Raw genomic sequence first — 23762 nt, 5'->3', positions numbered from 1 at the left:
GTTCCGCGTCACCACGGTTTGATTGGTGTAAGTGTGCCTTGTGTGACCGGCGATTGTGTCTCGGGCCGGTCACGTTACGGCGACGCTACGGTCGCGTGCACCGCCCCCTGTTATGAGCGACGCTCGATCGATTCCTGGAGACTCTTCGGCCGGATGTCGGTCCAGTGCTGTTCGACGTACTCCAGGCACTCCGCGCGGCTTGCTTCGCCGAACACCACGCGCCAGCCCGCCGGGATGTCGGCGAAGCTCGGCCACAGGCTGTGCTGGTCCTCGCCGTTGACGAGCACGAAGAACGTGCCGTTGTCGTCATCGAAGGGGTTGATGCTCATCGCGTCTCCTTGTCGTGTGCTTGGACGGGCCCATTACGCCCCCACCAGCTCCCAATACCCGGTCAGACAACAATCCCAGGCAACTCAGGTTCGGAAATCCGGGGCCCTGCGTCAACCCCGACAGATTGGGCAGAAACAACTTCGGCGTGACGTCGGCGACGGCCAGGTCGTAGCCGATCGCTTCCTGCAGGCTGTCGGCGGTCAGCGGTCCGCCCAGGCCGAGCTCCAACAGGTCCAGCGCATCCTGGCCGAACAACGACGTGAACCACAGTGGGTCGGCGCCGGAGCCGTCGATGACCAGGTCGAAACCGTGCACCGTCTCGAGGTTCTCGCTGCCCCGGTTGGTGGACAGGGTCAACCGGATCTGCCCGTCCCGGCCCACCGCATGGGCCACCCGGCCCCGCAGGTGGCGGATCCGGTCGTCGGCCAGCAGTGCCTCCTGCACGTTCGCCGAGAACACCCCGCGGTCGGTGCGGGCCAGCGCGTCGCGGCGTTCGGCCAGCGTCAGGGCGCTCCAATCGGTGGGGTCGGAGAACAGGGAGTTCTCGAAGAAGCTCTCCCCGCGGGTGAACAGCGTCACTTGCGGCGAGATGACGGTGATGGTCGAAACCCGGTGCCGGAACAGTTCATTGAGCATCGACGCGGCCGTCTCACCACCCCCGATCACCGCCACCCGCTCGGCACTGATCCGGTCATGGCCCGCGGCGCGATCCCAGAACTGGGCTATCGACAGCATGCGCGGATTGCCGGGCAGCAACGATTTCTCGGCCTGCCCCGGTCCGGTGATCATCAGAGCGTCGGCGTGCACAGTGGCCTCGTGGGTGTGCAGCGTCCACTGGTCGCCGCTGACGGCCAGCCGTTCCACCTCACCGTGCACCACGTTGAGGCCGACCTGATCGGCCACCCAACCCAAGTATTGACTCCACTTGCGATGAGTGGGCGCCGGCCGGCCGCGGTCGATCCATTCGGCGAAGGACGCCGTGGCGATCAGATAGGACTGCCAGCTGTAGCGGGTCATCCGCTCGTCGAGTTCGGCGTTGCGGCGGGGCACCAGCGCAGAGCGGTAGGGAAAACCCACGTCCTTCTCCGGGCTGGTGCCCAACCGGTGCGCTCCGTCGGTCCAACCGCCGCTGGCTTGCCAGTTGGCCGCGACGCCGATGCGTTCGACCGCGATCAGCTCGGGGGCATCGACACCCATCTCGCGCAACACGGATGCCTTGGCCCCGACGGCAACCGCCTTGGCTCCCGCGCCCACGATCGCAAGTGTGCTCATCTGACAATCTCCCGCAGCGATTCGATCCAAAGACGTTGCAGCTCAGCCACATCGGTGTCAGAGAGAATGTCCGGCAGCGTGCGCCACTGCGCGGCCAGCACGCGCTGTCCGTCGAACGTGAGCATTGCGGCCACAATGGTGAGCTCGTGGCGAACCGCCAGCTCCGGCTCCGGCTGCGGCGAGACGCCGGCAAGGAGCTCACGCTCCAGCGTCAGCAGCCGGGTGCCGCCGGCGGCGTGTGCGGCACCGAGGTAGTTCAGCAACAGCTGCGGGCCGGGCAACGGGGCTAGGCGTTCAGCGGTGTCGGCACGCAGATACCGCAGCAGCCCGTAGTCCAGCCCGTCGCCCGGGATGGCCGCCAGCTGCTCCCCCACGTCCCGGGGATCGGCCGACGGCACCCGGACCGGGTAGATGGAACTCAGCAGTCCGACGGTGTCGCCGGTGTCGATGGTGTGCGCGCCCGGCCCGTCGATGAGACCGTCGGCGCGTCCATGTGTTTCCAGCGCCAGCAGGGGTGGCGGCGTGGCCTGATTGCGCAGCCGCCGCCACCGCGTCACCGTCGCCGCGGTGGCGGCGACCAACAGGTGCGGCAACGGCACGCCCGAGTCCAGCAGCCCGCGCGTGGTGTCCGCGTCGGCGGCGATCATGCGGACGTCCAGATCGCGGGCCCGGTCGCGGTGGGGATCGACCCGTCGGGCGCCGAGATCGGGGTCCTCGCCGTCGGACTGGGCGGCCCAGAACTGCACGGTGTCCAGCCGGTGGGCGCGCTCGATGAGCGCACGGGCCCAGCGCCGGTAGCTGGTGTGCTCCCGGATCGGTGCGGGTGGGTGACGCGTGGCCAAAGCCCTTAAGGCAGCGTCCAATTCGCCGAGGACCACGCGCCACGACGCGGGATCCATCGCCAGGACGTGCGCGGCCAGCAGCAGGACGCTCTGCCCGGTCCGGGGCCGGAGCCACACCGCCGCCAGCAGCTCTCCGCGCTCCGGGTCGAGGCGGTCGACGGCGCGTGCGACGTGATCGGGGACCGCGGCGTGCAGATCGTCGGCCGCCGCTATTTCGATGAGGCGAAGGCCGGGGGCCCCGGTCGGGATTAGGGTCATGGTCGGGCGGTCCAGGCGGGCGCGCAACACCTCGTGTCCGGCGAGGATGCCGGCCAGCGCGGCGTCCAGTTGCTCGCGGGTGATGTGGTCGGGCAGCCGAATGGCCTCAGTCTGCGCCAGCTGGCGCGGCTCGCCGTATTCGTAGAGCCAGCGGCCATTGGGCAGCACCGGCATCGGCCCGGCCTTGCTCTCGACATCGATTGTGGCGGCGATCTTTTCGGAATCGATGGCTTCGGCAAGCTCGCGAATGTTGGAGCACTCGAGGATGAGCCTGGCGCGCAAGCCGATCCCCCGCGCCCGCGCCACCTGTACCACCGACAACGCCATGATGCTGTCCAGTCCCAGCTGCAGGAAATCCGCGGCGACGTCGACTCGCGGCTGATGCAGCAGTTCCGAAAACAGTTCCGCCAGTACGGCTTCCGTGGCGGTTTCGGGTTTGTCTCCGGCGCAGACCGCCTCGGCGGTGTCGAAGGCGCTCAGCGCGGCCTCATCCAGCTTGCCGTTGACCGTCAGCGGAATTTCGTCGACCGTGACGATGCGCTGCGGGATCATGTAGCGCGGCAGCCGGGCGCCGAGCATGCCGCGCAGTTCGGCAGTCGACGGCGGCCGGGGCGCCGCATCGGAGATCACCACGTAAGCGGTGAGCCGCGCCCCCGCCTCCGACCGGCGCACCAGCACGCCCGCACGCTGGACGGCGGGATGCGATTCGAGCGCGGCGCCGATCTCGCCGGGCTCGACGCGATAGCCGCGGATCTTCACCTGCGCGTCGGCGCGGCCCACGTATTGCAGCGCGCCGCCGGGACCGCGACGCACCAAATCGCCGGTGCGGTACATGCGTTCGCCGATTGCGAACGGGTCGGCGACGAACCGCCGGCCGGTTTCCGCCGCGCGTCCGAGATACCCGCGGGCCAGCTGGGCGCCGCCAAGATAGAGCTCGCCGGTGGCCCCGACGGGCACCGGACGCAGCGCCGAATCCAGCACGTAACCGCGCGTGTGCGCCGTCGGCCATCCGATCGACGGCTCGTTGTGGTCCGTGACGGTGGCCACCACGGCCTCGACCGTGGTTTCCGTGGGGCCGTAGCAGTTGTAGGCCGCCATCCCGGTGCGCTCGCACTCGGCGCGGATGAGGGCCCACGCGGGGGTGCCGAGCGCTTCCCCGCCCAGCGCCAGCACCGCCAGCGGGACCGTGGTGAGCAAACCGCATGCCGAAAGTTGGTCAAACATAGACGGAGTGGTGTCGATCATGTCGACGCCGTGCTCGGCGATCGCGGCGACGAGTCCCTCGGCGTCGGTCTGGGTGGGCTCGTCGACGACGTGCACACCATGGCCGTCGAGAAGCGCGACCAACGGCTGCCAGGCGGCGTCGAACGCGAACGACCACGCGTGCGCGATGCGCAGCGGCCGCCCCAGCCGGGCGGCCGCCGGCCGCAACACGCTATTCAGGTGGTCGTCGGCGTAGGCGGCCAACGCCGCGTGAGTTCCGATGACCCCCTTGGGTTCTCCGGTCGTTCCCGACGTGAAGACGACATACGCGGCCTGGCCGGGCGCCACCTCGGCCGGGCGGAAATTCGTTGCGGGGTGTTCGCCCGCTATGAGCGACACCTCGTCGATCACGATGGAGGCGCCGGATTGACGCAGGATCGATTCCACCCGCTCCGGGGGCGTCCCCGGCTCCATCGGCACGCACGTGCCGCCGGCCTTGAGCACACCGAGTATCGCGACGATGTACTGCGGCCCCCGGGAAAGCCGGATGGCCACCGGGGTTTCGGGGCGCACCCCGCGGTGCGCGAGCCGGGCGGCCAGGCCGTCGGCCAGCGCGTCCAATTCGTGGTAGCTGAGTTGACCGCCCGCCCAGCTGACGGCGAGGTTGTTCGGGGTCCTGCCGACGACTTCGGCGAATCGGGTGTGGATGCCGACCGGCGGCGGGGCGGGCTCGCCCACGGTGCGCGGCGGGACCGCCTCGTCGTCGAAGAGGACGCTGACCTGACGCAGCGGGCGCTCCCAGTCCCGCAGCAGCCGCTCGGCGGTGGTGAGCACCCGTCGACCGAAGGCGGCGGCGGGGATGGCGCCCAGCGCTCCGTCGATCACTTCGACCAGCACCACCAGTTCGCCGCCTGCCATGTGAGCGGCGACGGTGATCGGGAAGTGCGACAACGTCTGCAGGGCGGAGGGCCGGAATGTTGCGCCCGCGGTGGTCAATTCGGTGCCGGCCGTCAGTCCGTCCATTGGAAAGTTCTCGTAGACCAGCAGGGTGTCAAACATTTCACCGACGCCGCCGAGCGCCCGCAGCTGCGCGTGCCCGAGGTGGCTGTGCTCACGCAGCAGTGCGGCGTTGCGTTGCACCGCGCGGCATTGTTCGCCGACGCTCGCGGCCGGGTCGAGCCGCACCCGCAGAGGGACGGTGTTGATGAACAGGCCGATCATGGTCTCGACGCCGGCGAGTTCGGGCGGCCTGCCGGACACCGTCACGCCGAAAACCACGTCATGGGTGTCGGTCAGCCGCGACAGCACCAGCGCCCACGCCATTTGCATCAGGGTGTTGACGGTGATGCCACGGGCTCGGGTCTCCTCGACCATCCGCGCGGTGGCCGCGCCCGGGATCCGCAGTTCGGTGGTGCGCGGCAGCCCTGTCCGCCGGCCCTCGGCCGAGCCCAGCGCGGCCGCTAACAGGGTGGGTCCGGGGAGGCCCGCCAGGTTCCGGCGCCAGACGCGTTGGCTGGCTTCGGGATCGCGATTCGCCAGCCAGCCGATGTAGTCGCGGTAGGGCCGCGGAGCGTCGGGCAGCGCGGACAGATCTCCGCCGGCCCCGTACAGGATCATCATCTCGTTGACGAACACCGGTAGCGACCAGCCGTCGATCACGATGTGGTGGGCGGTGAGCACCAAACGCCACCGTGCGCACGGCAATTCGATGAGCAGGAAGCGAATGGCCGGCCCATGTTCCAGGTCGAATGGTCGGCGGCGTTCGCCATCCTGCAGCGCAGGCACATCCTCGGGTGTGGCAATGACGGTGCGCCATGGCAGGTCCACCCGGTACGGCACAATTTGCACCGGCCGCGCGATGCCCCGGCTGAAGAAGCTGGCCCGCAGGTTGGGGTGTCGCCCCAACATCTTTGTCGCGCAATCGCGTAACAGCGCCACGTCGAGCGAACCGGAGATGTCGGCGGCCATACCGATCACATACGGGTCGTCGGCCTCGCCGTCAGTGAATTCGGCAAGCGTGGTCAGTGAATACAAGCCCTCCTGCAGCGGGCTCAGCGCCATCACATCTTCGATGTCGGGCGCGACATCCTTAGTCGTCGTCATGGCGTGCCGTCCCGCGACGACGACCACAGCTGCGTCACGACCGCAAGATCCTCGGCCGACAGCCCGGACGCGCTCATGGGCTCGAACCGGGCATCGGTGGGCTCGTCGATGTGCCCGGTGCCGTTGCCCCCCAACGCATCCAGGGCCGCGGCCAGCTCTTGCACCGTCGGGTTCTCGAAGATCATCCGCGGGTTGACCGCCAGCCCGGCCGCCCGCGCCCGCGAAGCCAGCTGCACCGACAGGATGCTGTCACCGCCCAGGGCGAAGAAGTCGTCAAAGCGGCCCACCTCGGGCGTCGAAAGCAGCTCGGCGAACACCTTGGCAAGCGTCCGTTCGGTGTCGGTGCGCGACGGTTCAACCCGTCCGCCGGTGCTGACCACCGGCCGCGGCAGCCCGGGCCGGTTCAGCTTGCCCGATTCGGTTTTGGGAAGCACATCGAGAACGGTCAACGACGAGGGCATCATGTACCCGGGCAGCGTCGTTCCGATCGCCGCGCGAACCTCCGACGCGAAAGCGGCCTTCCCGGCCTCATCGCCGACCGGCCGTTGGGGCACAACGTATCCGGCCAGCGAGGTGCCGCCATGCACCTCCCAGGTGCGAGCCGCCGCCGCGGCGACACCGTCGACTGCCGCGAGCGCCGCCTCGACTTCAGCCAACTCAACCCGAAAGCCGCGCACCTGTACCTGGTGGTCGGAGCGTCCGACGAATTCCAGCTGCCCGTCCTCGGTCCAGCGGGCAAGGTCGCCGCTGCGGTACAGACGCGAACCCGGCTCGAGGGCATAGGGATTGGCGACGAACCGGGTGGCGGTCAGCCCAGCCCGCCTCCAGTAGCCGCGGGCCAGTTGGTCGCCGGCGTAGTACAGCTCGCCCACGACCCCGACCGGCACCGGCCGCAGGCCGCCGTCGAGCAGGTAGGCGTCTGCGCCCGGGACCGGTTTGCCCACTCGCGGATTCGGCGGCTCCAGTCGACCCCGGGACACCGCGCCGGAGGTCTCGGTGGAACCGATGTTATTCAACAGCTCGGTGTCCGCGCCTGCACACACCGCCACCAGCCGTTGCAGCAGCGCGGTGCTCACCGGTTCCCCGCCGCACACCAGCCGGGACAGGGCGCGCACCGCCTCGGGCGTGCTGTCGACCAGGGCGGAGACCAGGCTCGGCACCGCGGTCACCTGGGTCACCGCGTGCCGAACCATCAACTCCCCGATGGCTTCCGGGTCGCGGAGTTCGGCATCCTCGGCGAGGATCATGGTCGCTCCCGCCGCGAGGCCGGCCAGCATCTCCATGCCGCCCTCCAGGAACGTGATCGAGGCCTGCGCCAGTCGAACGTCGTCGGTTCTCGGCGGGTAGTGCCGTAGCTGCCAGTCCAGCCGGGCCGCCATGGATCGATGGGTGCCCAGCGCGCCTTTCGGTTTGCCCGTGGATCCGGACGTGAAGACCAGAAACATCGGGTCGTCGGGGTGCGGGAGCGGCAGTACACGCGGATCGCCCTCCGCGTTCTCTACCGCGGCGCGCACCTGCGGGTCGTCCAGCGAAATGACGGAGACACCGGCAACTTCGGGTATGGTGCCGGCGGCCTCGGCCGTGGCCAGCACCACCGGCGGTCGGACGTCTTCGAGCATGAACAGCTTGCGCGCCGGCGGGTAGCCGGGATCGATCGGAAAATAACCGCCGCCGGCCTTCATGATGGCCACCAGCGCCACCACCAGGTCGATGCTGCGCCGCGTCGACAGTCCGACCAGCGACCCGGGCCCCACCCCGCGCCCGGCGAGCAGCGCCGCGAGGTTATCCGAACGACGGTGCAGCGCGGGGTAATCGATCTGCTCGTCGCCGCAACGCACCGCGATCCGGTCGGGGGCCCAGCTTCGGCTCGGCTGCAACAGTTCCGGAATGGTGCGGCGCCGGTTGTGCGGCGGCCGCTCGCCCCGGCTCCAGTGCTCCAGCATGCGGCGCCGTTCGCCGGCGTCGGTCAGCTGCAGGTCGCGCAAAGTTTGATCGGCATTGCTGGCAAACTCGGTGACCACCCGGGTCAGCCAGCCGGCCAACCGCTCGATGCTGGCCCGGCTGTAGAGCTCGGTGCGAAAGATCAGGTTGCAGTTGTACCCGACGTCTCCCGAACCGTCGGTGCCGAAGAAGTTGACACTGAGATCGGCGTGCGCCATGTCGAAGACGGGGTCGAGCGATGTGCACACCGTGTCTTGTCCGCCGCCGTCGGGGGCCTGCTCGATCAACCGCGTGGCGGCCAGGTGGTCGCGGACGTGCACGACGACCTGGAACAGCGGGTTGCGCGACAGCGAACGCACCGGGCTGACGCTCTCGACCACCCGGTCGAACGGCAGGTCCTGGTGGGCGTAGGCGGCCAGGGCCGTGTCTCGGGCGCGGGTCAGCAGTTCACGCAACGTCGGGTTGCCGGTCAGGTCGTTGCGCAGCACCAGGATGTTGACGAAAAACCCGATCAGTTGGTCTAATTCGGCCTCGGTGCGCCCGGCGACCGGGGTGCCAAGCGGGATGTCCAGCCCGCCGCCCGCCTTGTGCAGCACGACGGCGACAGCCGTTTGCAGCAGCATGAATTCGGTCATGCCCAGCTCGCGCGACAACTCGGCGAGCTTGCCGCGAGTGGCGGCGTCGATGCGGAAGTCAACGGATTCGCCCTCGCCGCTCGGCACCGGCGGGCGCGGGAAGTCGGGACGCAGCCCGGTGTCCTCCGGCAGCCCGGCCAGCTGCCGGTTCCAGTACTCCCGTTGCCCGGCGGCCACGGCGGACTCCTGGCCGCTCGCATCGCCCAGGAATCTCCCCTGCCATGCCGCGTAGTCGGCGTACTGGACACGCAGCGGCGCCCAGGCCGGGGCTTCCCCGGCCCGCCGGGCCCGGTACGCGGTCATCACGTCGGCGAACAGCACCCCCGCCGACCAGTGGTCGGAGGCGATGTGGTGGACGACCAGCGACAGCACGTGTTCGGCGGGGTTATCGGCGTTGTGCAGCAACGCAACCCGAACCGGCAGCTCGCGGTCCAGCTCGAAGCAGTGCCGGCGCTCGTCATTCAGCTGCCGCTGCAGCCATGCGTCGTCGGGTCCGGCCTCTCGGCGCACGGCGACCTCCCCGGCGGGCCCGACCACCTGGTAGGGCACCCCGTCCAACTCCACGTAGGAGGTGCGCAGGATCTCGTGCCGGGCGACGACGTCGCCGACGGCGGCGACCAGGGCGTCGATGTCCCATGGCCCGGTCAGTTTCGCGGCGAAGGGAATGTTGTTGACCCAGCTGGGCCCGTCGACGCGGTAGGCGAACCAGCTGCGCAGCTGCGAGGCCGACAGCGGCATCGGCTCGTCGTGGTCGGTCGCGATCAGCCTGGGCCGCGGCCGCCTGAGTTCGCCGGAACCCAGCTGGTCGACCCGTTCCGCCAGCAAGCCCACCGTCGCGAGCTCGAAGACGTCGCGGATGCCGAGCTCCACCCCGCACTCCGACCGGATGGCGTTGACCAGTTTGGTGGCCACCAGCGAGTGACCGCCCAGGTCGAAGAACGAGTCGTCGACCCCCACCCTGTCGTGGCCGAGCAACGCGGAAAACAGTGCAGCGATGCGGCTTTCGGTGGGCGTCGTCGGGTCGCGGTATACGGCGGTCGCCGTGATCTGCGGTTGAGGCAGCGCGGCCCGGTCGATCTTGCCGTGCGCGGTGATCGGGATTTCGGCGAGTGCCACATAGGCGGCCGGCGTCATGTAGTCGGGCAGCGCGGCGGCCACCCGGACGCGAATGCGGTCGACCTCAACGGTTTCCGGGCTGCCGCCCTGGGCCGGCGTGACGTATCCCACCAGGCTCTTGCCCAACCGGGGCAGGTCCATGGCCAGCACCACCGCTTGCCCGACGCTGGGGTCCACCGAGATCGCGGCGGCGATCTCGCCCAGCTCGATGCGGAAGCCGCGGATCTTCACCTGCTCGTCGGCGCGGCCCACGAACTCGATATCCCCGTCGGCGTTGCGGCGCGCCAGGTCACCGGAGCGGTACAACCGGCCGCCCGGGGTGAACGGGTCAGCGACGAACCGTTCGGCCGTCAGTCCGGGCCTGCGGTGGTATCCGTGCGCGACATGCGTTCCGCCGATGTAGATCTCGCCGATCGCGCCCACAGGTACCGGCCGCAGCGCGTTGTCGAGCAGGTGTACCTGGGTGTTGATCTTGGGACGGCCGATGGGCACCACCCGGGTGCCCTGGGCGCCTTCGACCGGGTAGCTGGTGCAGTTGACGACGGTCTCGGTCGGTCCATAAAAGTTGTACAGCAGCGCATCGAACGTGGCGTGGAACTTGTCGGCGATCTCGCCCGGCAGGGCTTCCCCACCGATGGGTACGCGCCGCAGGGTGCGCCACTGGCTGACACCAGGCAGCGACAGGAACAAGCCCAGCAGCGACGGCACGAAGTGCATCGAGGTGATGCCTTCGCGGCTGAGCAGATCGGTGAGGTAACCGATGTCGCGCAGCCCGTCGGGCCGCGGAATCACCAGGCGCGCGCCCATGATCAACGTTCCGAAGATCTCGCCCATGGACACGTCGAAGCTCGGCGACGCGACCTGCAGCAGCCGGTCGGTTTCGTCGACGCGATACTCGTCGCCGAACCAGACGAAGTATTCGGCGATCGGCGCGTGCGGCACCGGCACGCCCTTGGGCAACCCGGTCGAACCCGAGGTGTAGATCAGGTAGGCGGTGTTTTGCGGGCTCAGCGGCCGGATCAGCTCGGTCGGGGCGGTGGCCGGGAACCGCGACAGGCCGGTAACGGGTTCGCGCAGAACGAGTTTGGCGCCGGCGTCGCCCAGAATGAAGGTCAGCCGATCCTCGGGGTAGGTGGGATCCACCGGCAGGTAGACCGCCCCGGCCTTCAGCACGCCCAGCGCGGTGATGACCAATTCGGGTGATTTGTCCAGCAACACCGCGACGCGATCCTCGGTGCCGATGCCCTGGTCGATCAGCCAGTGCGCCAGGCGGTTCGAATCTTCGTCGATCTCCCGGTAGGTGTACTCGCGCCGCTCGTAGACCACGGCGATGGCATCGGGCGACAGCGCCGCTCGCCGGGTGACCAGTGCGGGCAAGGTGGCGGTTGGGGTCGCGAACTCGGCACCGCTCGAGGCCCAGCGCAACCATTCGGCGTCATCGGTGTCCATCAGCGCGCACGCCGACAGCGCCGTGTCGGGATCGGCCAGTGCGTTGTCGAGCAGCACGGCGTAGTGCCGCAGCAGCTGATCCACCAGCCGGTGATCCAGCACCTCGACCAGGTACTCGGCTTCCACCAGCCCACCGTTCGGGCGGTCCAGCTCGATCATGAAGCTGAGTGGCAGCTGGTTGAAGTGACCGCGCAATTCCCCTCGCTCGCACCGCACCCCGGGTGGGCAGAAGCCGGCGCCATCGGGCTCGCGCTGTCCGAAACTCACCCGGGTCATCCGGTCGGCGCCATGCCGGCGATCGGGATTGGACTCGCGCACCAGCCAGTCCAAGTCGGCGCGCGAATGGGCGAAGGCGCCCACCGCGCTATCCCGGGTTTGGGCCAGTAGCTGGCGGAATGTCTGGTGCGGCTCGGGTCGCAGCCGGATCACCACGGTGTTGCCGTAGTAACCGATGGCCGATTCGGTCCCGACGCCGCGGTTGACCACGGGCGCGGCGATCAGGAAGTCCGTTGACTGGGTGTAGCGATGCACCAACGCCGCAAAGGCGGCCATCAGCACCATGTACGGGGTGGCACCGGTCTCGCGCGCCAGTGCCGCCGCCCTTTCGACGGTCGCCGGCGACAACCGCGTCGTGGCCCGCTGTGCACGCCACGTGGTCGGCACCACCGAACCGTTAGGGCCGGGAAGCTCAAGCGGCTCGGGCAGATTCGCCATCAGCGGTCGCCAGTATTCGAAGTCCGCGGCGGGATCCGCGGCTTCGTCCGGCGGAGGCGCCGTTACCGCGGGTTCGCCGCCGAACCCGATCGGATCGGTGTACGCGCGAGTCAGGTCGGCGAAAAACGGTCGCCACGACGCGTCGTCCCAGGCGATGTGATGGGCGGTGATCAACAGCATCAGTTCGTCCGCGGACAGGCGGGCCACGGTGACACGCAGCGGCGAATCCCCGGACAGGTCGAAGGGCCGGCGGAAATCCCGCTGCGCCAGCACATCCAGCCGCAACCGCCGCGCCTGATCGGTCAGCCCGGACAGGTCGTGGTGCGCCCACTCGGGCCGCAGCTCCTCGCGGATGACCGGACACGGGTCACCGTCCGCGCCGGTGCCATAGGTCGTGTGCAGCACGGGGTGCCGCGCGGCCACGGCGTCGACCGCGCGCCGCAACCGTTCAGTGTCGACCGTGCCGGTGACGCGATAGGAGACGCAGACGTTGAGCAGCGCGCTGTCGGGGTCCACCGACTGCACGAACCACATCCGGTGCTGTCCGACGGACATGCGCGGCTCTTCGTATGTCGCCACCGGCGCTCCGGCGCGCGGCCTCGCCAGGCCGCGTTCGGCGATCTTGCGGCGCAACAATTCCAGGCGCTCATCGTCGAGCCCTGCGCCGGCTCGGGTGGTTTCCGTCACGCGGGGAGTCCAACCTTTCTGGCTTCGCGAGCGTCGAGTGTTGTGCATTCCCGCGGCTCGCCCGAGCCGCCGCGCAACGCGTCGATCATTTCGTTGAGGGTGATCCCGCCGAGCATGCGAGCTACCGGGACCGAGCTTCCGACGGTCCGGCGCAGCCGCTTGCGCAGATCGAGTGCGAGTAACGAGTCCACACCAAGGTCGACGAGCGGTGCGCTCGGGTCGATCGAAACCGAATCGCCAAGGCGCAAGGCAGCGGCGAGTTCGGTGCGGACCACCTCGGCGAGCGGCTTGGCGGCGGAGGCGTCCGCTCCCCCGCCGCCGCCCTGCGGCGCACTGAACGGCACTGGCATGCCCTGGCTTTCGAAGAACACCCCGAGCCGGCCGAGGTCGGCGTCGAAGATCAGCGGATCGCCCTCGTAGCGGCACAAGCCCGCCTCGATCGCCACTTCCGGAGGCATCGCGACCAGACCGGAGCGTTCGGTACGGGTGATCTCGTCGCCGGTGACGACGCCGGCGGCCTGCCACAGCCCCCACCGGATCGCCGTGCTGTCGTGTCCCCGGTCGCGCAGCTGGGCGACCAACACGTCGAGCATCCGATTCGAGGCGGCGTAAGCCGCGTGGCCGTAACCGCCCCATACGCCGAACACCGACGAGCAGGCCAAGATTCGGCAATCCGGCCGCAACGGCCAGACCTCGGCCAGCAGCGCCAGGCCACGCACCTTAGCCGCACACACCGCCGCCACGTCGGCTCCGGTCAGCTCGGAACGGGAGCGGGCCTCGGCGATGCCCGCGGTATGGATCAGCAGTGCCGCGCTGTTCCGCGCGTGCCGGGCGGCAACGGCCGCCACGGCGGCCGGATCGGTGATGTCGCACCGCGGGGCGCGCACCTCAGTGTCGTGGTTCGCAGTGAGCCGGCGCAGCGTGTCCGGGTCGATACCGTTGCGGCTCAGCAGCGTAACCGTCCGCGCCCCGCGCTCGATGCAATACCGCGCGTACTGCAGGCCGATGGCTCCGCTGCCGCCGGTGATCACCACGTTGTCCAACGCGTCGGCGTCCAGCGGCCGCTTGGTGGCCGAATCACGGCACTCGCGGAAGGCTCGCACGTAGCGGCGCGGCGATTCGCTGCCCCGCAGCGCCACCTCGGCCGCCTCCCCGAGAAGCACGTCGACTGCGGCGCGCGCCGTGTCGGCATCGACGTCTCGGCCGGGCAGGTCGAGATGCCCGAAGGTCTGGTCGGTGAATTCGAAGCCGACGCTGCGATGCATCGCGGCCAGCGCCGCCTGCACCGGGAAGGCATCGGCGTCATCCGGACCGATGGTTTCAGCGCGGGCGGTCAACAGCCAGACGCCCCGGCATCGCGGACCGATCAGGGCGGCGTAGTCGGGTAGGCCCGCGTCTTGGCGCCCGGCGATCTGCTCGATCGCCACCGTGGCTTCGAGCTCGTCGAGCTCGGGTGCGATGATCGCGAGGATCTCCGCGTCGTGCGGTGCCACCACCCGGCAGCCGTCTTGCGCCCCAACGGTATCCATCAGTCGCCGGGTCAAGGCGCCGTCCGTCGGGCCGACCGCGACAATGCCGACGTCGGCGGCCGCCCCGCCGGTTGAACTCGCTTGCTGCCAGTCTTCAAGGACTACGGTGAGCGCCGGGGCCATCTCGATCAGCGGTTCGGGTGCCGCCCACAACTGCACCGCCCGCATGGGCGCGTTCGGGAATCCGCGCATTGGCGGCCGGACACCGCCGGGAATCGCGTTGGCCCATTGGCAGCCGGGATCGGCCGCGGCCACCCTGACAACGTTCGCCGCCAGCGTGTTGCTGATGGCCCCGTCGCGATGCCCCGAGCCGACGGCCACGGTGGTCCGCTCGTCGAGCAGGTCCGCGAGCGGATAGAGCAGTGCGGGATGCGCGGACAACTCGACGAAGGTCGTGGCCCCGAGTTTTCGGGCCGCGGCCACGGCACGGTCGAAACGCACCGTGTTGCAAAGGTTGTCATACCAGTACGCGGAGAAGTCAACGTCACCACCGACCTCCGCGCCGAAGGTCGAGCCGAGGAATCGCACCGGACTGTCCCGGAATCGCGAGCGGGGAAGCAGCTCGGCCAGCTGGGTGCGTAAGGGCCGCAGGACGCTGGTGTGGCCCGGGTAGTCCACCGAAAGTTGCTGGGCGAAAACGCCGCGTTGCCGGGCGAGGTCGACAGCGGCCGCCACGGCGCCGTATTCTCCGGACACCACGGTCGACGATGGACCGTTGACCGCCGAAACTTCCAGCCAGCCGTCCGTTTCGCCGATCAGGGACTCGGCCTTGTCGACGCCGGCGCCGAGCACCGCCATGGCGTAGTGGCCGGCCAACTGGTCGACGATCGTGGCGCGGGCTCCGACCAACGCGACCGCGTCGGGCCGCGTTATCGTTCCGGCCACGTACGCCGCCGCGACCTCGCCGAGGCTGTGGCCGATGGCAATTGCGGGGGGCACGCCGCGGAATCGCCATTCGTGGGCCAGGCTGACCGCGTGGGTAAACTGCGCTCCCTGAATTTCGGTCCGCGACCAGTTCTTGTCGCGTTCCCCGGTCAGGTAGGCCAACGGTGAGGGCAGCCCGGCGGCGAGGAATGCCTGGGCGCATCGGTCGGCCTCGGCGCGGTATCCGGAAAGCCGTTGGTAGGACTCGGCGCCCATCGATGGCCACTGGTTGCCCTGGCCGGGAAACACGAACGCGATGCGCGGGGCGGCCCCGACGGAGGATCGGGTGACCAGCGGGTGATCTTCGCCGCGGGCGAGCGCGGTCAGGCCGGAGACCAGCTCGGCGCGGTCGGCCGCGCGCACCACCGCGCGGTGCCGCCGCACCCGTCGCAGGCGCAGCAGGGTAGACGCCACCGCCGCTGGGTCCGCGTTCGCGCCCGTCCCACCCAGGTAGTCCAGGATTGCGCGAGCGTCCTTACTGATCAGCTCTTGGTCGTGCGCAGAGAGCAGCACGGCTACGCGACCGTCGGGCAGTGGGGAGGTCAGCATCACGCGACCTCGGGAAGGGAGACGATCACGTGCGCGTTGGTGCCGGCGATGCCGAACGCCGATGTCGCCGCGATCCGTTGCCCGCCGGCCGCCGGCCACGGGGTCAGCTGCTTCGCCAAGCGCAAACCCTGGCTTTCCCAGTCGATTTCCGGGCTAGCGTCCGACGCGTGCAGGGTCGGTGGGATGGCGCCGTGCTCGGCGGCGACCAGCACCTTGGCCAGCCCGAGCGCCCCGCTGGCGGCCAGAGCGTGGCCCAGGTTGGATTTCACCGAGCCCAGCAACGCCCCACCGCCCGGCGCCGTGTCGCCGTAGGTTTGTGCCAGCGACCGCAGTTCGGTGCGGTCGCCGAGTCGGGTACCCGTGCCATGGCCCTCGACCATCGCGACCTCTTCGGGCCGGATCCCGGCGTGCGCCATGGCACGCCGGAACAAGCGGACCTGCGCGTCACCGCTGGGGGCGCTCAGCCCTGCGCTGCGGCCGTCCTGGTTGACGGCGGTGGCGCGCACTTCGGCGATGACCTGCCGGCCGGCGCGCAGGGCGGCCGATTTGCGTTGCAGCACAAACATCGCCGCGCCCTCGGCCCACACCGTCCCGCTGGCCTGCGCGCTGTAGGGCCGGCAGTGACCGTCGTCGGAAAGGGCGTGCTGCTTGGAGAATTCGACGAAGAACCCGGGCGAGCCGAGCACGTTGACCCCGCCGGCCAGCGCCAGGTCGCAGTCGCCGTTCTCGATCGAGCGCACGGCGACGTGGAACGCCGCCAGCGCGGACGCACAGGACGAGTCCACCGTCAGCGCCGGGCCGGCCAGCCCCAGCGTGTAGGCGACCCGCCCGGAGATCACGCTGAGCGCGGTCCCGGCGAGCAGGTGGCCGCTGTATTGGGAGAAGTTGGCCATCTGCGGGCCGTATCCGGTGGCCGAAGCGCCGACGAAGCACCCAGCGTCATGCCCGGCCAGGTCGTCGGGGTTGATGCCGCTGTTTTCCAGGGCGCGCCAGGACACCCGGAGCACGACGCGCTGCTGGGGGTCCATGGCGACGGCCTCGCGCGGCGAGATGCCGAAAAACTCCGGGTCGAATGCGGTTGCGCCGGCGAGGAATCCACCGCGATCGTGGATCTGCTTGAAACCACTGCGCCGCGACCCCGCGAGCAGTTCGCGGACCTGCCAACCGCGATCGGTGGGGAACGGCCCCAGCGCCTCACGACCGTGGGACAACAACTCCCAATACTTGTCGGCGGTATCGATGCCGCCGGGCGCTTCAACGGCCATGCCGACGATAGCGACCGGGTCAGCCGCGCCATTGACGTTGTCAGACATCGGCATTCACCCGTTGCGCCACGGCATCGATGTGCTCGTCGAGATAGAAATGCCCGCCGTCGTACAAGAACAGCTCGAAGGCGCCCGCGGTGTGGTTCTCCCAGAGCCGCAACGCGGACGGATCGACGCGGTGGTCGTCGCGCGCCCCCAGGACGCGGATGTCGGCGCGGATGCGGACGCCGGGAGCACACTCGTAGCGGTTGACCACTTCGTAGTCGGTGCGCACCGCGGTGGTCAGCAGTTCGGCGAACTCTTCATCGGCGAGCAGTTCGGGGTCGGTACCGCCGAGATCGGCGATGTCGGCGAGCAATCCGTCGTCCGTGGTGGGGAGCTCCGGCATGGCGGCAACGGCGGACGGCGCCGGGCCGGCCGAGACCCACAGGCGCTGCACCGCAACATCGTGGGATTCGGCGATCCGGGCGAACTCGAAGGCGACGACGGCACCCATGCTGTGGCCGAACAGCCGCAGCGGCGCCACCCGGCTCCACGCCCCGCCGTCGAACAAGCCCTGGGCCAGGTCGTGCACCGTGTCGTGGGCCGGGTGACTCAGCCGGTCCGCACGCTGCGGGTACTGCACGATGTAGGTGTCGGCGCCCGCGGCCAGCGCGGTCGCCAGCGCGCGATAGCTTGCCGCGGCCGCCCCGGCGTGCGGGAACACGACGGTCGCGCCGGTGCGCCGGCCCTCGTTCCTGCTGGGCACCCGCTTGATCCAGGGGGCGAACTCCGTTGGCGCACTCAGCACCCGGTCGGATGTCATCGGGCCGTCCCGGGTTGGCCGGTTTGGTGAGAAGCCGCTAGGGTGTCGGCGTCCATGTGGATGACTTCTAGGTACAGCTCGGCCACCTGATCCAGCCGCTGGCCGTCCCGCTCGCGATCGACGAGCAAATCAGCAAGTGCCACAACGGTTCTGGTGGCAAAGATATCGGCGACCATGACGTCGGCGTCCAGCCAGGTCCGGATGCGACCGACGGCCTGGGTCGCCAGTACCGAGTCACCGCCCAGGGCGAAGAAGTCGTCGTCACGACCGACGCGGTCCAGGCCGAGTAGGTCACCAAGCAGCGCGGCGAGGGCGGATTGCAGCGGCGTCGACGGGGCGCGGTAGCCGGGCTGCGGGGACGGCGAAATCGTGGCGCCCAAGTCGCGTGCGACTGCACGACGGTCGATCTTCCCCGCATCGGTGAACGGGATGCGCTCGACAAGCGCGATGTGACGCGGAACCATATGCGCCGGAACGAGTTCGCCCATCAGGTCCAGAATTAGCCCGGTCGTCAGATCGGCGCCGGTCGAGCTTTCCGGACACACCGCGGCGGCCAGCACCTCGGAGCCGCCCGATGCGGGGAGCAGGGCGGCGACCGCTATCGCCACCCCGGGCAGTCGCCGCAACACCGCCTCGATCTCGCCGAGTTCGACGCGATATCCGCTGATCTTGATCCGGTGGTCGGCGCGGCCGACGAATTCGAGCGTGCCGTCGGGCCAATACCTGGCCAGGTCGCCGGTGCGGTACCACCTGCGTCCGGCGTCCTCGACGAAGCGCTCCGCGGTGAGATCCGGGCGCCCCCGATAGCCGCGGGCAATGCCACGGCCGGACACCCACAGTTCGCCGGCGACCCAGTCGGGGCAGTCGTCGCCCGCTTCGTTCACGACGCGGCAGGCGTTGTTCGTCAGCGGAACCCCGTAGGGCAGGGCGGTCCACTCCGCCGGCAGCGCATAGGGATCGGCGACCTCGAAAATGGTGTTGTGCACCGGCGTTTCGGTTGCTCCGCCCAGCCCGGCGAACCGCAGGTTGGGCGCCTCGGCCTTGAGGCGGCGCGCCACCTCCGGGCGCACCCAGTCCCCGCCGGTGGGGATGACCCGCACCGAGGACAGCCGTCCGTGTCCGACTTCGGTGAGCATCTCCAGCCAGCCCGGCATGAAGTGCAACACGGTGACTTGGTGGGTGTCGATGAGCCGGGCCCAGGCGTCGGGGTCGCGGCGCTGCGCTTCGTCGACCACCACGATCGACCCGCCCGTGCGCAAGGTGACGAAGATGTCCATCACCGAGATGTCGCCTTCGAGTGTGGAGAGTGCCAGGCACCGATCAACGGGACCGATCTGGAAGTGGCGTGCGATGAACTCCACGGTGTTCATCGCGGCGTCGTGCGTCACCTCGACGCCTTTGGGCTCGCCGGTCGATCCGGACGTGAACATCACGTAGGCGAGGTCGGCGGGATCGATTCTGGCCGAACGGGTGTCGGGGACAACGTGTGGTTCGCGCAAGACATCGGCGAGGGTGAGGTCGGGCACCGGCAGTGCCAGCGGCTGCCCGCCGCACACCAGGGCCAGGCGCACCGCGCCGGTCTTTAGGATGCGCTCCGCGCGGTCGCGCGGCTGGTCGAGGCCGATCGGCAGGTAAGCCGCACCGACGCTGAGGATGCCCAACAGCGCCGGCACCTGCTCGGCGGTTTTCGGGCCCATCACCGCGACCGTGTCGCCGGCGCCGACGCCGGCCGCGCGCAATGCGGCCGCGACCGCCAGCGCCTGGCCGCGCAGCTGCCCATAGCTGAGTTCACCGGAGCCGGCGAACACGGCGGGGGCGTCGGGTCGCCGCTCGGCTTGTCGGAAGAAGCCGTCGTGCAACGCTTCTCCGCTGGGTTCCGCGATGCGGCCATTGATCGCGTCGCGCACCGCGCGCTGGGCGTCCGGCAGCGGTGACGGTGCCGGCGCGTCCCAACTGTCGTCGGCAACTGCCAATCTGAGCAGTTCGTCGATGTGGTAGGCGAACATGGCGTCGACGACGCCCGGCGCGAAGATGCCTTCGCGCACATCCCAATTCACCAGCACGCCGCCGTCGAACTCGGTGACCTGAGCGTCGAGCAGCACCTGGGGACCCTGGGAGATGATCCACGCGGGTGTCCCGAATTGGTCGGTGACCTCGGGGCTGAACAGTGCGCCGAGTCCCAGCGCGCTGGTGAAGACCACCGGCGCCAGCACCTGGGTGCCGCGATGGCGGCTGAGGTCCCGCAGCACCGACAGCCCCGGATACGCGGAGTGCGCGGCGGCGGTCCGCATGGTCTCCTGCACGGCCGCCGCCCGCGCCGCCGCGGTCCGGGTGCCGGTGAGGTCGACGTCGAGCAGCAGGGAGGAGGTGAAGTCGCCGACCATCGAGTCGACGTCGCTGTGCAGCGGCCGGCGCCCGAACAGCGGCACGTTCAGCAGGAAGCGCGAGGTGGTTGACCAGCGAGCCAGGGCATTGGCGAAGGAGGCGGCCAGCGTCATCGCCGGGGTGACCCCCCGGGCCTGGGCGCGGGAGAACAGGGCATCCCGGGTGTGCGGGTCCAGCCAGTGCCAGACGCGGGTGCTCCTGCGCGAATTGCGGTCGCCGGTGGTGGGCAGGGCCGGTGGGTCCGGCAGGTGCGGGATGCGCCGCGCCCACCACTCGCGGGCGGCATCGCGGGCCGGCTGCGGCCGCGCCTCTTTCGCCTCGATCGCTTGCCGGTACTGCCGATAGGTGTAAGTCAACGCGGGCAGGTCGTGCCCGAGGTACAGGGTCGCCAGGTCGGCCATCAGGGTCCGGTAGCTCATCGCATCGGCGGCCTGCATGTCCAGATCGACGTGCAGGCGCGAACGTTCGCCCGGCAGCTGCGTCAAGGCGAGCTCGAACACCGCACCGTCAAGCTGCTGGTGCGATTTGGCGTCGCGGATGGCGGCGAGGCGCCGATCGACGTCGCCTTTGCCTTGTCGGCGCAGATCCTCGACGGCGACCGGGAATTCGTCACAGGTCGCCGCGATCCGCTGTGTGCCGTCGGGCAGGAACCGCACCCGCAGCATCGGGTGGCGCCGGGCCAGCGCCGTGGCCGCGTCGCGCAGGCGGTCGGGATCGATCCGGCCGCCGTCGAATTCGACGTAGAGGTGACCGGCCACCCCGCCGAGCTGCTGGTGGTCCTGGCGACCGACCCACATCGCGTGCTGCATCGGGGCCAGTGGGAACGGCTCGCCGGTGTCACCCGCCGGTTGCGCGGCAACGTGCTGATCGGCGGGATCGGCCGGCGAGTCGGCGGTTACCAGCTCGGCCCAGGCCTCGACCGTCGGAGTTTCGGCCAGCGTGGCGAAGTCCACGGCGATGCCCTGACGTCGCCATCGGCCCGCCAGCGTCATGATCCGGATGGAGTCCAGGCCCTGGCCGATGAGGTTGGTGCCGGGGTGAACGTCGTCGACACCGACGCCGAGCAGTTCGGCCACCTGCGCCCGGACGTCTTCCGAGCGCGCCGAGGCACGCACCACGAACCCTCCCTGGATTAGCACAGGCTGCCCTAAGTATTTTTGGTTACCCTATCCTTACTCATGGATCGCCGCTACTACGCCCCCCGGTTTAAGGACCTATGACCGCGCAGACACGACCGTCCCCGGCCGGGGCCCTCGAAGGGTTCGTGCCTTTTCCCCCCGATCGGGCCGCCGCCTATCGAGCGGCCGGCTACTGGGCGGGGCGAACGCTGGACACCATCCTGAGCGACGCGGCGCAGCGCTGGCCCGACCGAACGGCCGTGCTCGACGCCGTGGACGGCTTGAGCTATGCCCAGCTCGACGCGCGCGCCGACCGCGCCGCCGCAGGGTTGCGCGGCCAAGGCATCGCGCCGGGCGACCGGGTGCTGCTGCAACTGCCGAATGGTTGCCAGTTCGCAGTCGCGCTGTTCGGGCTGTTGCGTGCGGGCGCCATCCCGGTGATGTGTCTGCCCGGCCACCGGGCGGCCGAATTGGGCCACTTCGCCGCCGTCAGCCAGGCCACGGGACTACTGATCGCCGATGCGGCAAACGGTTTCGACTACCGCGCCATGGCGCGCGAACTCGTCAACGATTACCCGGCGCTCGAGCACGTCATCGTCGACGGCGACGCCGGTCCGTTCACGTCGTGGACACAACTTTGCGGCCAAGCCACCACCCCGCCCCCGGCGCCGCTACGCGATCCGGGATCACCCGCGCTGCTGCTGGTTTCGGGCGGCACCACCGGAACTCCCAAACTCATCCCCCGCACCCACGACGATTACGTGTTCAACGCGACCGCCAGCGCCCAGGTCTGCGGGCTCACCGCCGACGACATCTATCTGGTGCTGCTCTCGGCCGGCCACAACTTCCCGCTGGCCTGTCCCGGGCTGCTCGGCGCGATGACAGTGGGCGCCACCACCGTGTTCGGCACCGACGCCAGCCCCGAGGCCGCCTTCGCCATCATCGAGCGCCACGGCGTCACGGTCACCGCCCTGGTGCCGGCCCTGGCCAAACTGTGGGCACAAGCCTGCGAGTGGGAGCCGGTGACACCGAAATCCCTGCGGCTCTTGCAAGTTGGCGGCGCCAAGCTGGAGGCCGAGGACGCCCGCCTGATCCGCACCGCGTTGACCCCGGGGCTGCAGCAGGTGTTCGGGATGGCCGAGGGACTGCTGAACTACACCCGCCCGGGCGATCCGCCCGAGCTCGTCGACCACACCCAGGGCAGGCCGCTCTGCGCGGCCGACGAATTGCGCGTCGTCGACGCCGACGGCGAACCGGTGGTCCCGGGTGAGGAAGGCGAGCTGCTGGCGCGGGGCCCGTACACGCTCAACGGCTACTACCGCGCCGAGCGCGAGAATCAACGCTGCTTCGACCGCGATGGCTTCTTCCGCAGCGGCGACCTGGTCCGGCTGCGGCACGACGGCTATCTGACCGTCACCGGGCGGGTCAAGGACGTGATCTGCCGAGGCGGTGAAACGATTTCCGCGGCAGACCTCGAGGAGCAGATGCTCAGCCACCCGTCGATCTTCTCGGCGGCCGCGGTGCCCCTGCCCGACCCATACCTTGGCGAAAAAATCTGCGCGGCGGTCGTTTTCACCGGCCCGGCGGTGACGCTGGCGGAACTGAACGCCTACCTCGACCGTCGTGGCGTGGCCGCCCACGCCCGGCCCGACGCGCTGGTGCCGATGACAGCACTGCCCAGCACACCGATCGGCAAGATCGACAAGAAGGCGATTGTCGAGCACATTTCGGTCCAGCCGAGTTGACGTCAGCCGATGTTCTTGGCCCGTAACGCTTCAATGATCCTGTCCATCACCGCGCCGGCATCCGCCCGCGCTTGGCGATGATCGCTTGCGCGCGCAATGTAGAGCGTTGCCTCCCGCAACGCGCCCATGACCGTCAGGGCCGTGGCCTCGACGGGTTGGGGCGGGATGCTGCCGGACTCGATGGCGTCGGTCAACAGCGCCGTCACGAATCCGATGTTGTATCGGTGCCCGATGTCGCTCCAGCGTTCCCAGCCCAGCACCGCCAGCGCCTCCAGCAGGACGATGCGCTGAACCTCGGGCTCGGCGCACGCATCCAACCACAGGCCCGCGCACAGCCGCATGATCTCAACCGGATCGGATTCGCCAGCAGCCGCGACGGCCTCCCCCATCCGGGCGGCCATCTCGCCCTCCACTCGCTCGAACACTGCCGCGAATAGCTCTGTCTTGTCGGCGAAGTGGTGGTACAACGCGCCGCGCGTCACCCCGGCGTCGCGCACGATCGTCTCCAGGGATGCCTCGGCGAAGCCCAACGATGCGAACAGGGGCCGGGCGGCGCTGATCAACGCGTGGCGCGTGTCCGCGGCGCGCTCCGCCTGTGTGCGGCGACCATCCTGCGCCATGCGACCCTTACCTTTCACACCTACGTATGCATGTCATGCATACCGCATGAAGGTCGTCGGGTGTGATGCCGCGCGAGGCAGCGTCGTTCAGAACACCCTGAACTGGCGGATGATCTCCAGAGCAGACGGGTCACCTTCGGCCTGAACGCCGAGGCTTTCCCAGGCGCCGCGTTGGGTGACCCACCGCACGAACGCTTCCGAACCAGACGTGATCCGCGCGGCCACATCGGCCTGCGCGCCGAGGCGCAGGGTCCGGGCGCAAAGACCGTCGA

10 protein-coding genes and 1 pseudogene are annotated in these 23762 nt (G+C 69.6%); 1 reads left to right on the top strand and 10 read right to left on the bottom strand.

Annotated features, from left to right (window positions below; genetic code table 11):
- Positions 1–110: 110 nt before the first annotated feature.
- From A5678_RS09435 to A5678_RS09400, 8 genes are read right to left on the bottom strand one after another with little or no spacing between them, the layout of a single operon-like run.
- On the bottom strand, positions 111–329 hold the full coding sequence (locus tag A5678_RS09435) for an MbtH family protein (RefSeq protein WP_068041181.1): 219 nt from the start codon (positions 327–329) through the stop codon (positions 111–113).
- Positions 307–1602 carry an NADPH-dependent L-lysine N(6)-monooxygenase MbtG gene (mbtG, locus tag A5678_RS09430; RefSeq protein WP_068041179.1) on the bottom strand — a complete coding sequence of 432 codons (1296 nt, stop codon included), beginning with the start codon at positions 1600–1602 and terminating at the stop codon, positions 307–309. The genes A5678_RS09435 and mbtG overlap by 23 nt, the downstream gene beginning before the upstream one ends.
- The gene (locus A5678_RS09425) at positions 1599–6008 is read right to left on the bottom strand and encodes a non-ribosomal peptide synthetase (protein WP_068041288.1); all 4410 of its coding nucleotides are present in this window, start codon (positions 6006–6008) and stop codon (positions 1599–1601) included. Before A5678_RS09425 ends, mbtG begins: the two co-directional genes overlap by 4 nt.
- The gene (locus A5678_RS09420; RefSeq protein WP_068041170.1) at positions 6005–12550 is read right to left on the bottom strand and encodes a non-ribosomal peptide synthetase; all 6546 of its coding nucleotides are present in this window, start codon (positions 12548–12550) and stop codon (positions 6005–6007) included. Before A5678_RS09420 ends, A5678_RS09425 begins: the two co-directional genes overlap by 4 nt.
- Positions 12547–15555, bottom strand: coding sequence for a mycobactin polyketide synthase MbtD (gene mbtD, locus A5678_RS09415; RefSeq protein WP_156746830.1), 3009 nt, complete (start codon positions 15553–15555; stop codon positions 12547–12549). Before mbtD ends, A5678_RS09420 begins: the two co-directional genes overlap by 4 nt.
- Positions 15552–16865, bottom strand: coding sequence for a polyketide synthase (locus A5678_RS09410; protein ID WP_068041285.1), 1314 nt, complete (start codon positions 16863–16865; stop codon positions 15552–15554). The genes mbtD and A5678_RS09410 overlap by 4 nt, the downstream gene beginning before the upstream one ends.
- Positions 16858–17622 (bottom strand): thioesterase II family protein, encoded by a 765-nt coding sequence (locus A5678_RS09405; protein ID WP_068041168.1) that lies wholly within the window; start codon positions 17620–17622, stop codon positions 16858–16860. Before A5678_RS09405 ends, A5678_RS09410 begins: the two co-directional genes overlap by 8 nt.
- A complete protein-coding gene (locus tag A5678_RS09400) occupies positions 17619–21125 on the bottom strand; it encodes a non-ribosomal peptide synthetase (RefSeq protein ID WP_068041166.1) in 3507 nt (1168 codons plus the stop codon). Before A5678_RS09400 ends, A5678_RS09405 begins: the two co-directional genes overlap by 4 nt.
- Before the next feature lie 98 nt (positions 21126–21223).
- Between A5678_RS09400 and A5678_RS09395 the strand changes: the two genes are divergently transcribed.
- Entirely contained in the window at positions 21224–22870 is a 1647-nt protein-coding gene (locus A5678_RS09395) for a (2,3-dihydroxybenzoyl)adenylate synthase (protein WP_068041161.1), read from the top strand.
- A gap of 2 nt (positions 22871–22872) precedes the next feature.
- Here the strand turns inward: A5678_RS09395 and A5678_RS09390 are convergent, their stop codons facing one another.
- Both A5678_RS09390 and A5678_RS09385 read right to left on the bottom strand, forming a co-directional pair.
- The gene (locus A5678_RS09390) at positions 22873–23490 is read right to left on the bottom strand and encodes a TetR/AcrR family transcriptional regulator (protein WP_068041159.1); all 618 of its coding nucleotides are present in this window, start codon (positions 23488–23490) and stop codon (positions 22873–22875) included.
- 87 nt (positions 23491–23577) lie between these two features.
- Positions 23578–23762 (bottom strand): annotated as a pseudogene (locus A5678_RS09385) (pantothenate synthetase); the annotation flags it as partial.

The organism is Mycobacterium sp. E2733, from assembly GCF_001667585.1.
In the GTDB taxonomy this organism is placed as follows: domain Bacteria; phylum Actinomycetota; class Actinomycetes; order Mycobacteriales; family Mycobacteriaceae; genus Mycobacterium.
The sequence above is the reverse complement of the archived record's forward strand: the minus strand, read 5'-3'. Positions and strand labels throughout refer to the sequence as shown.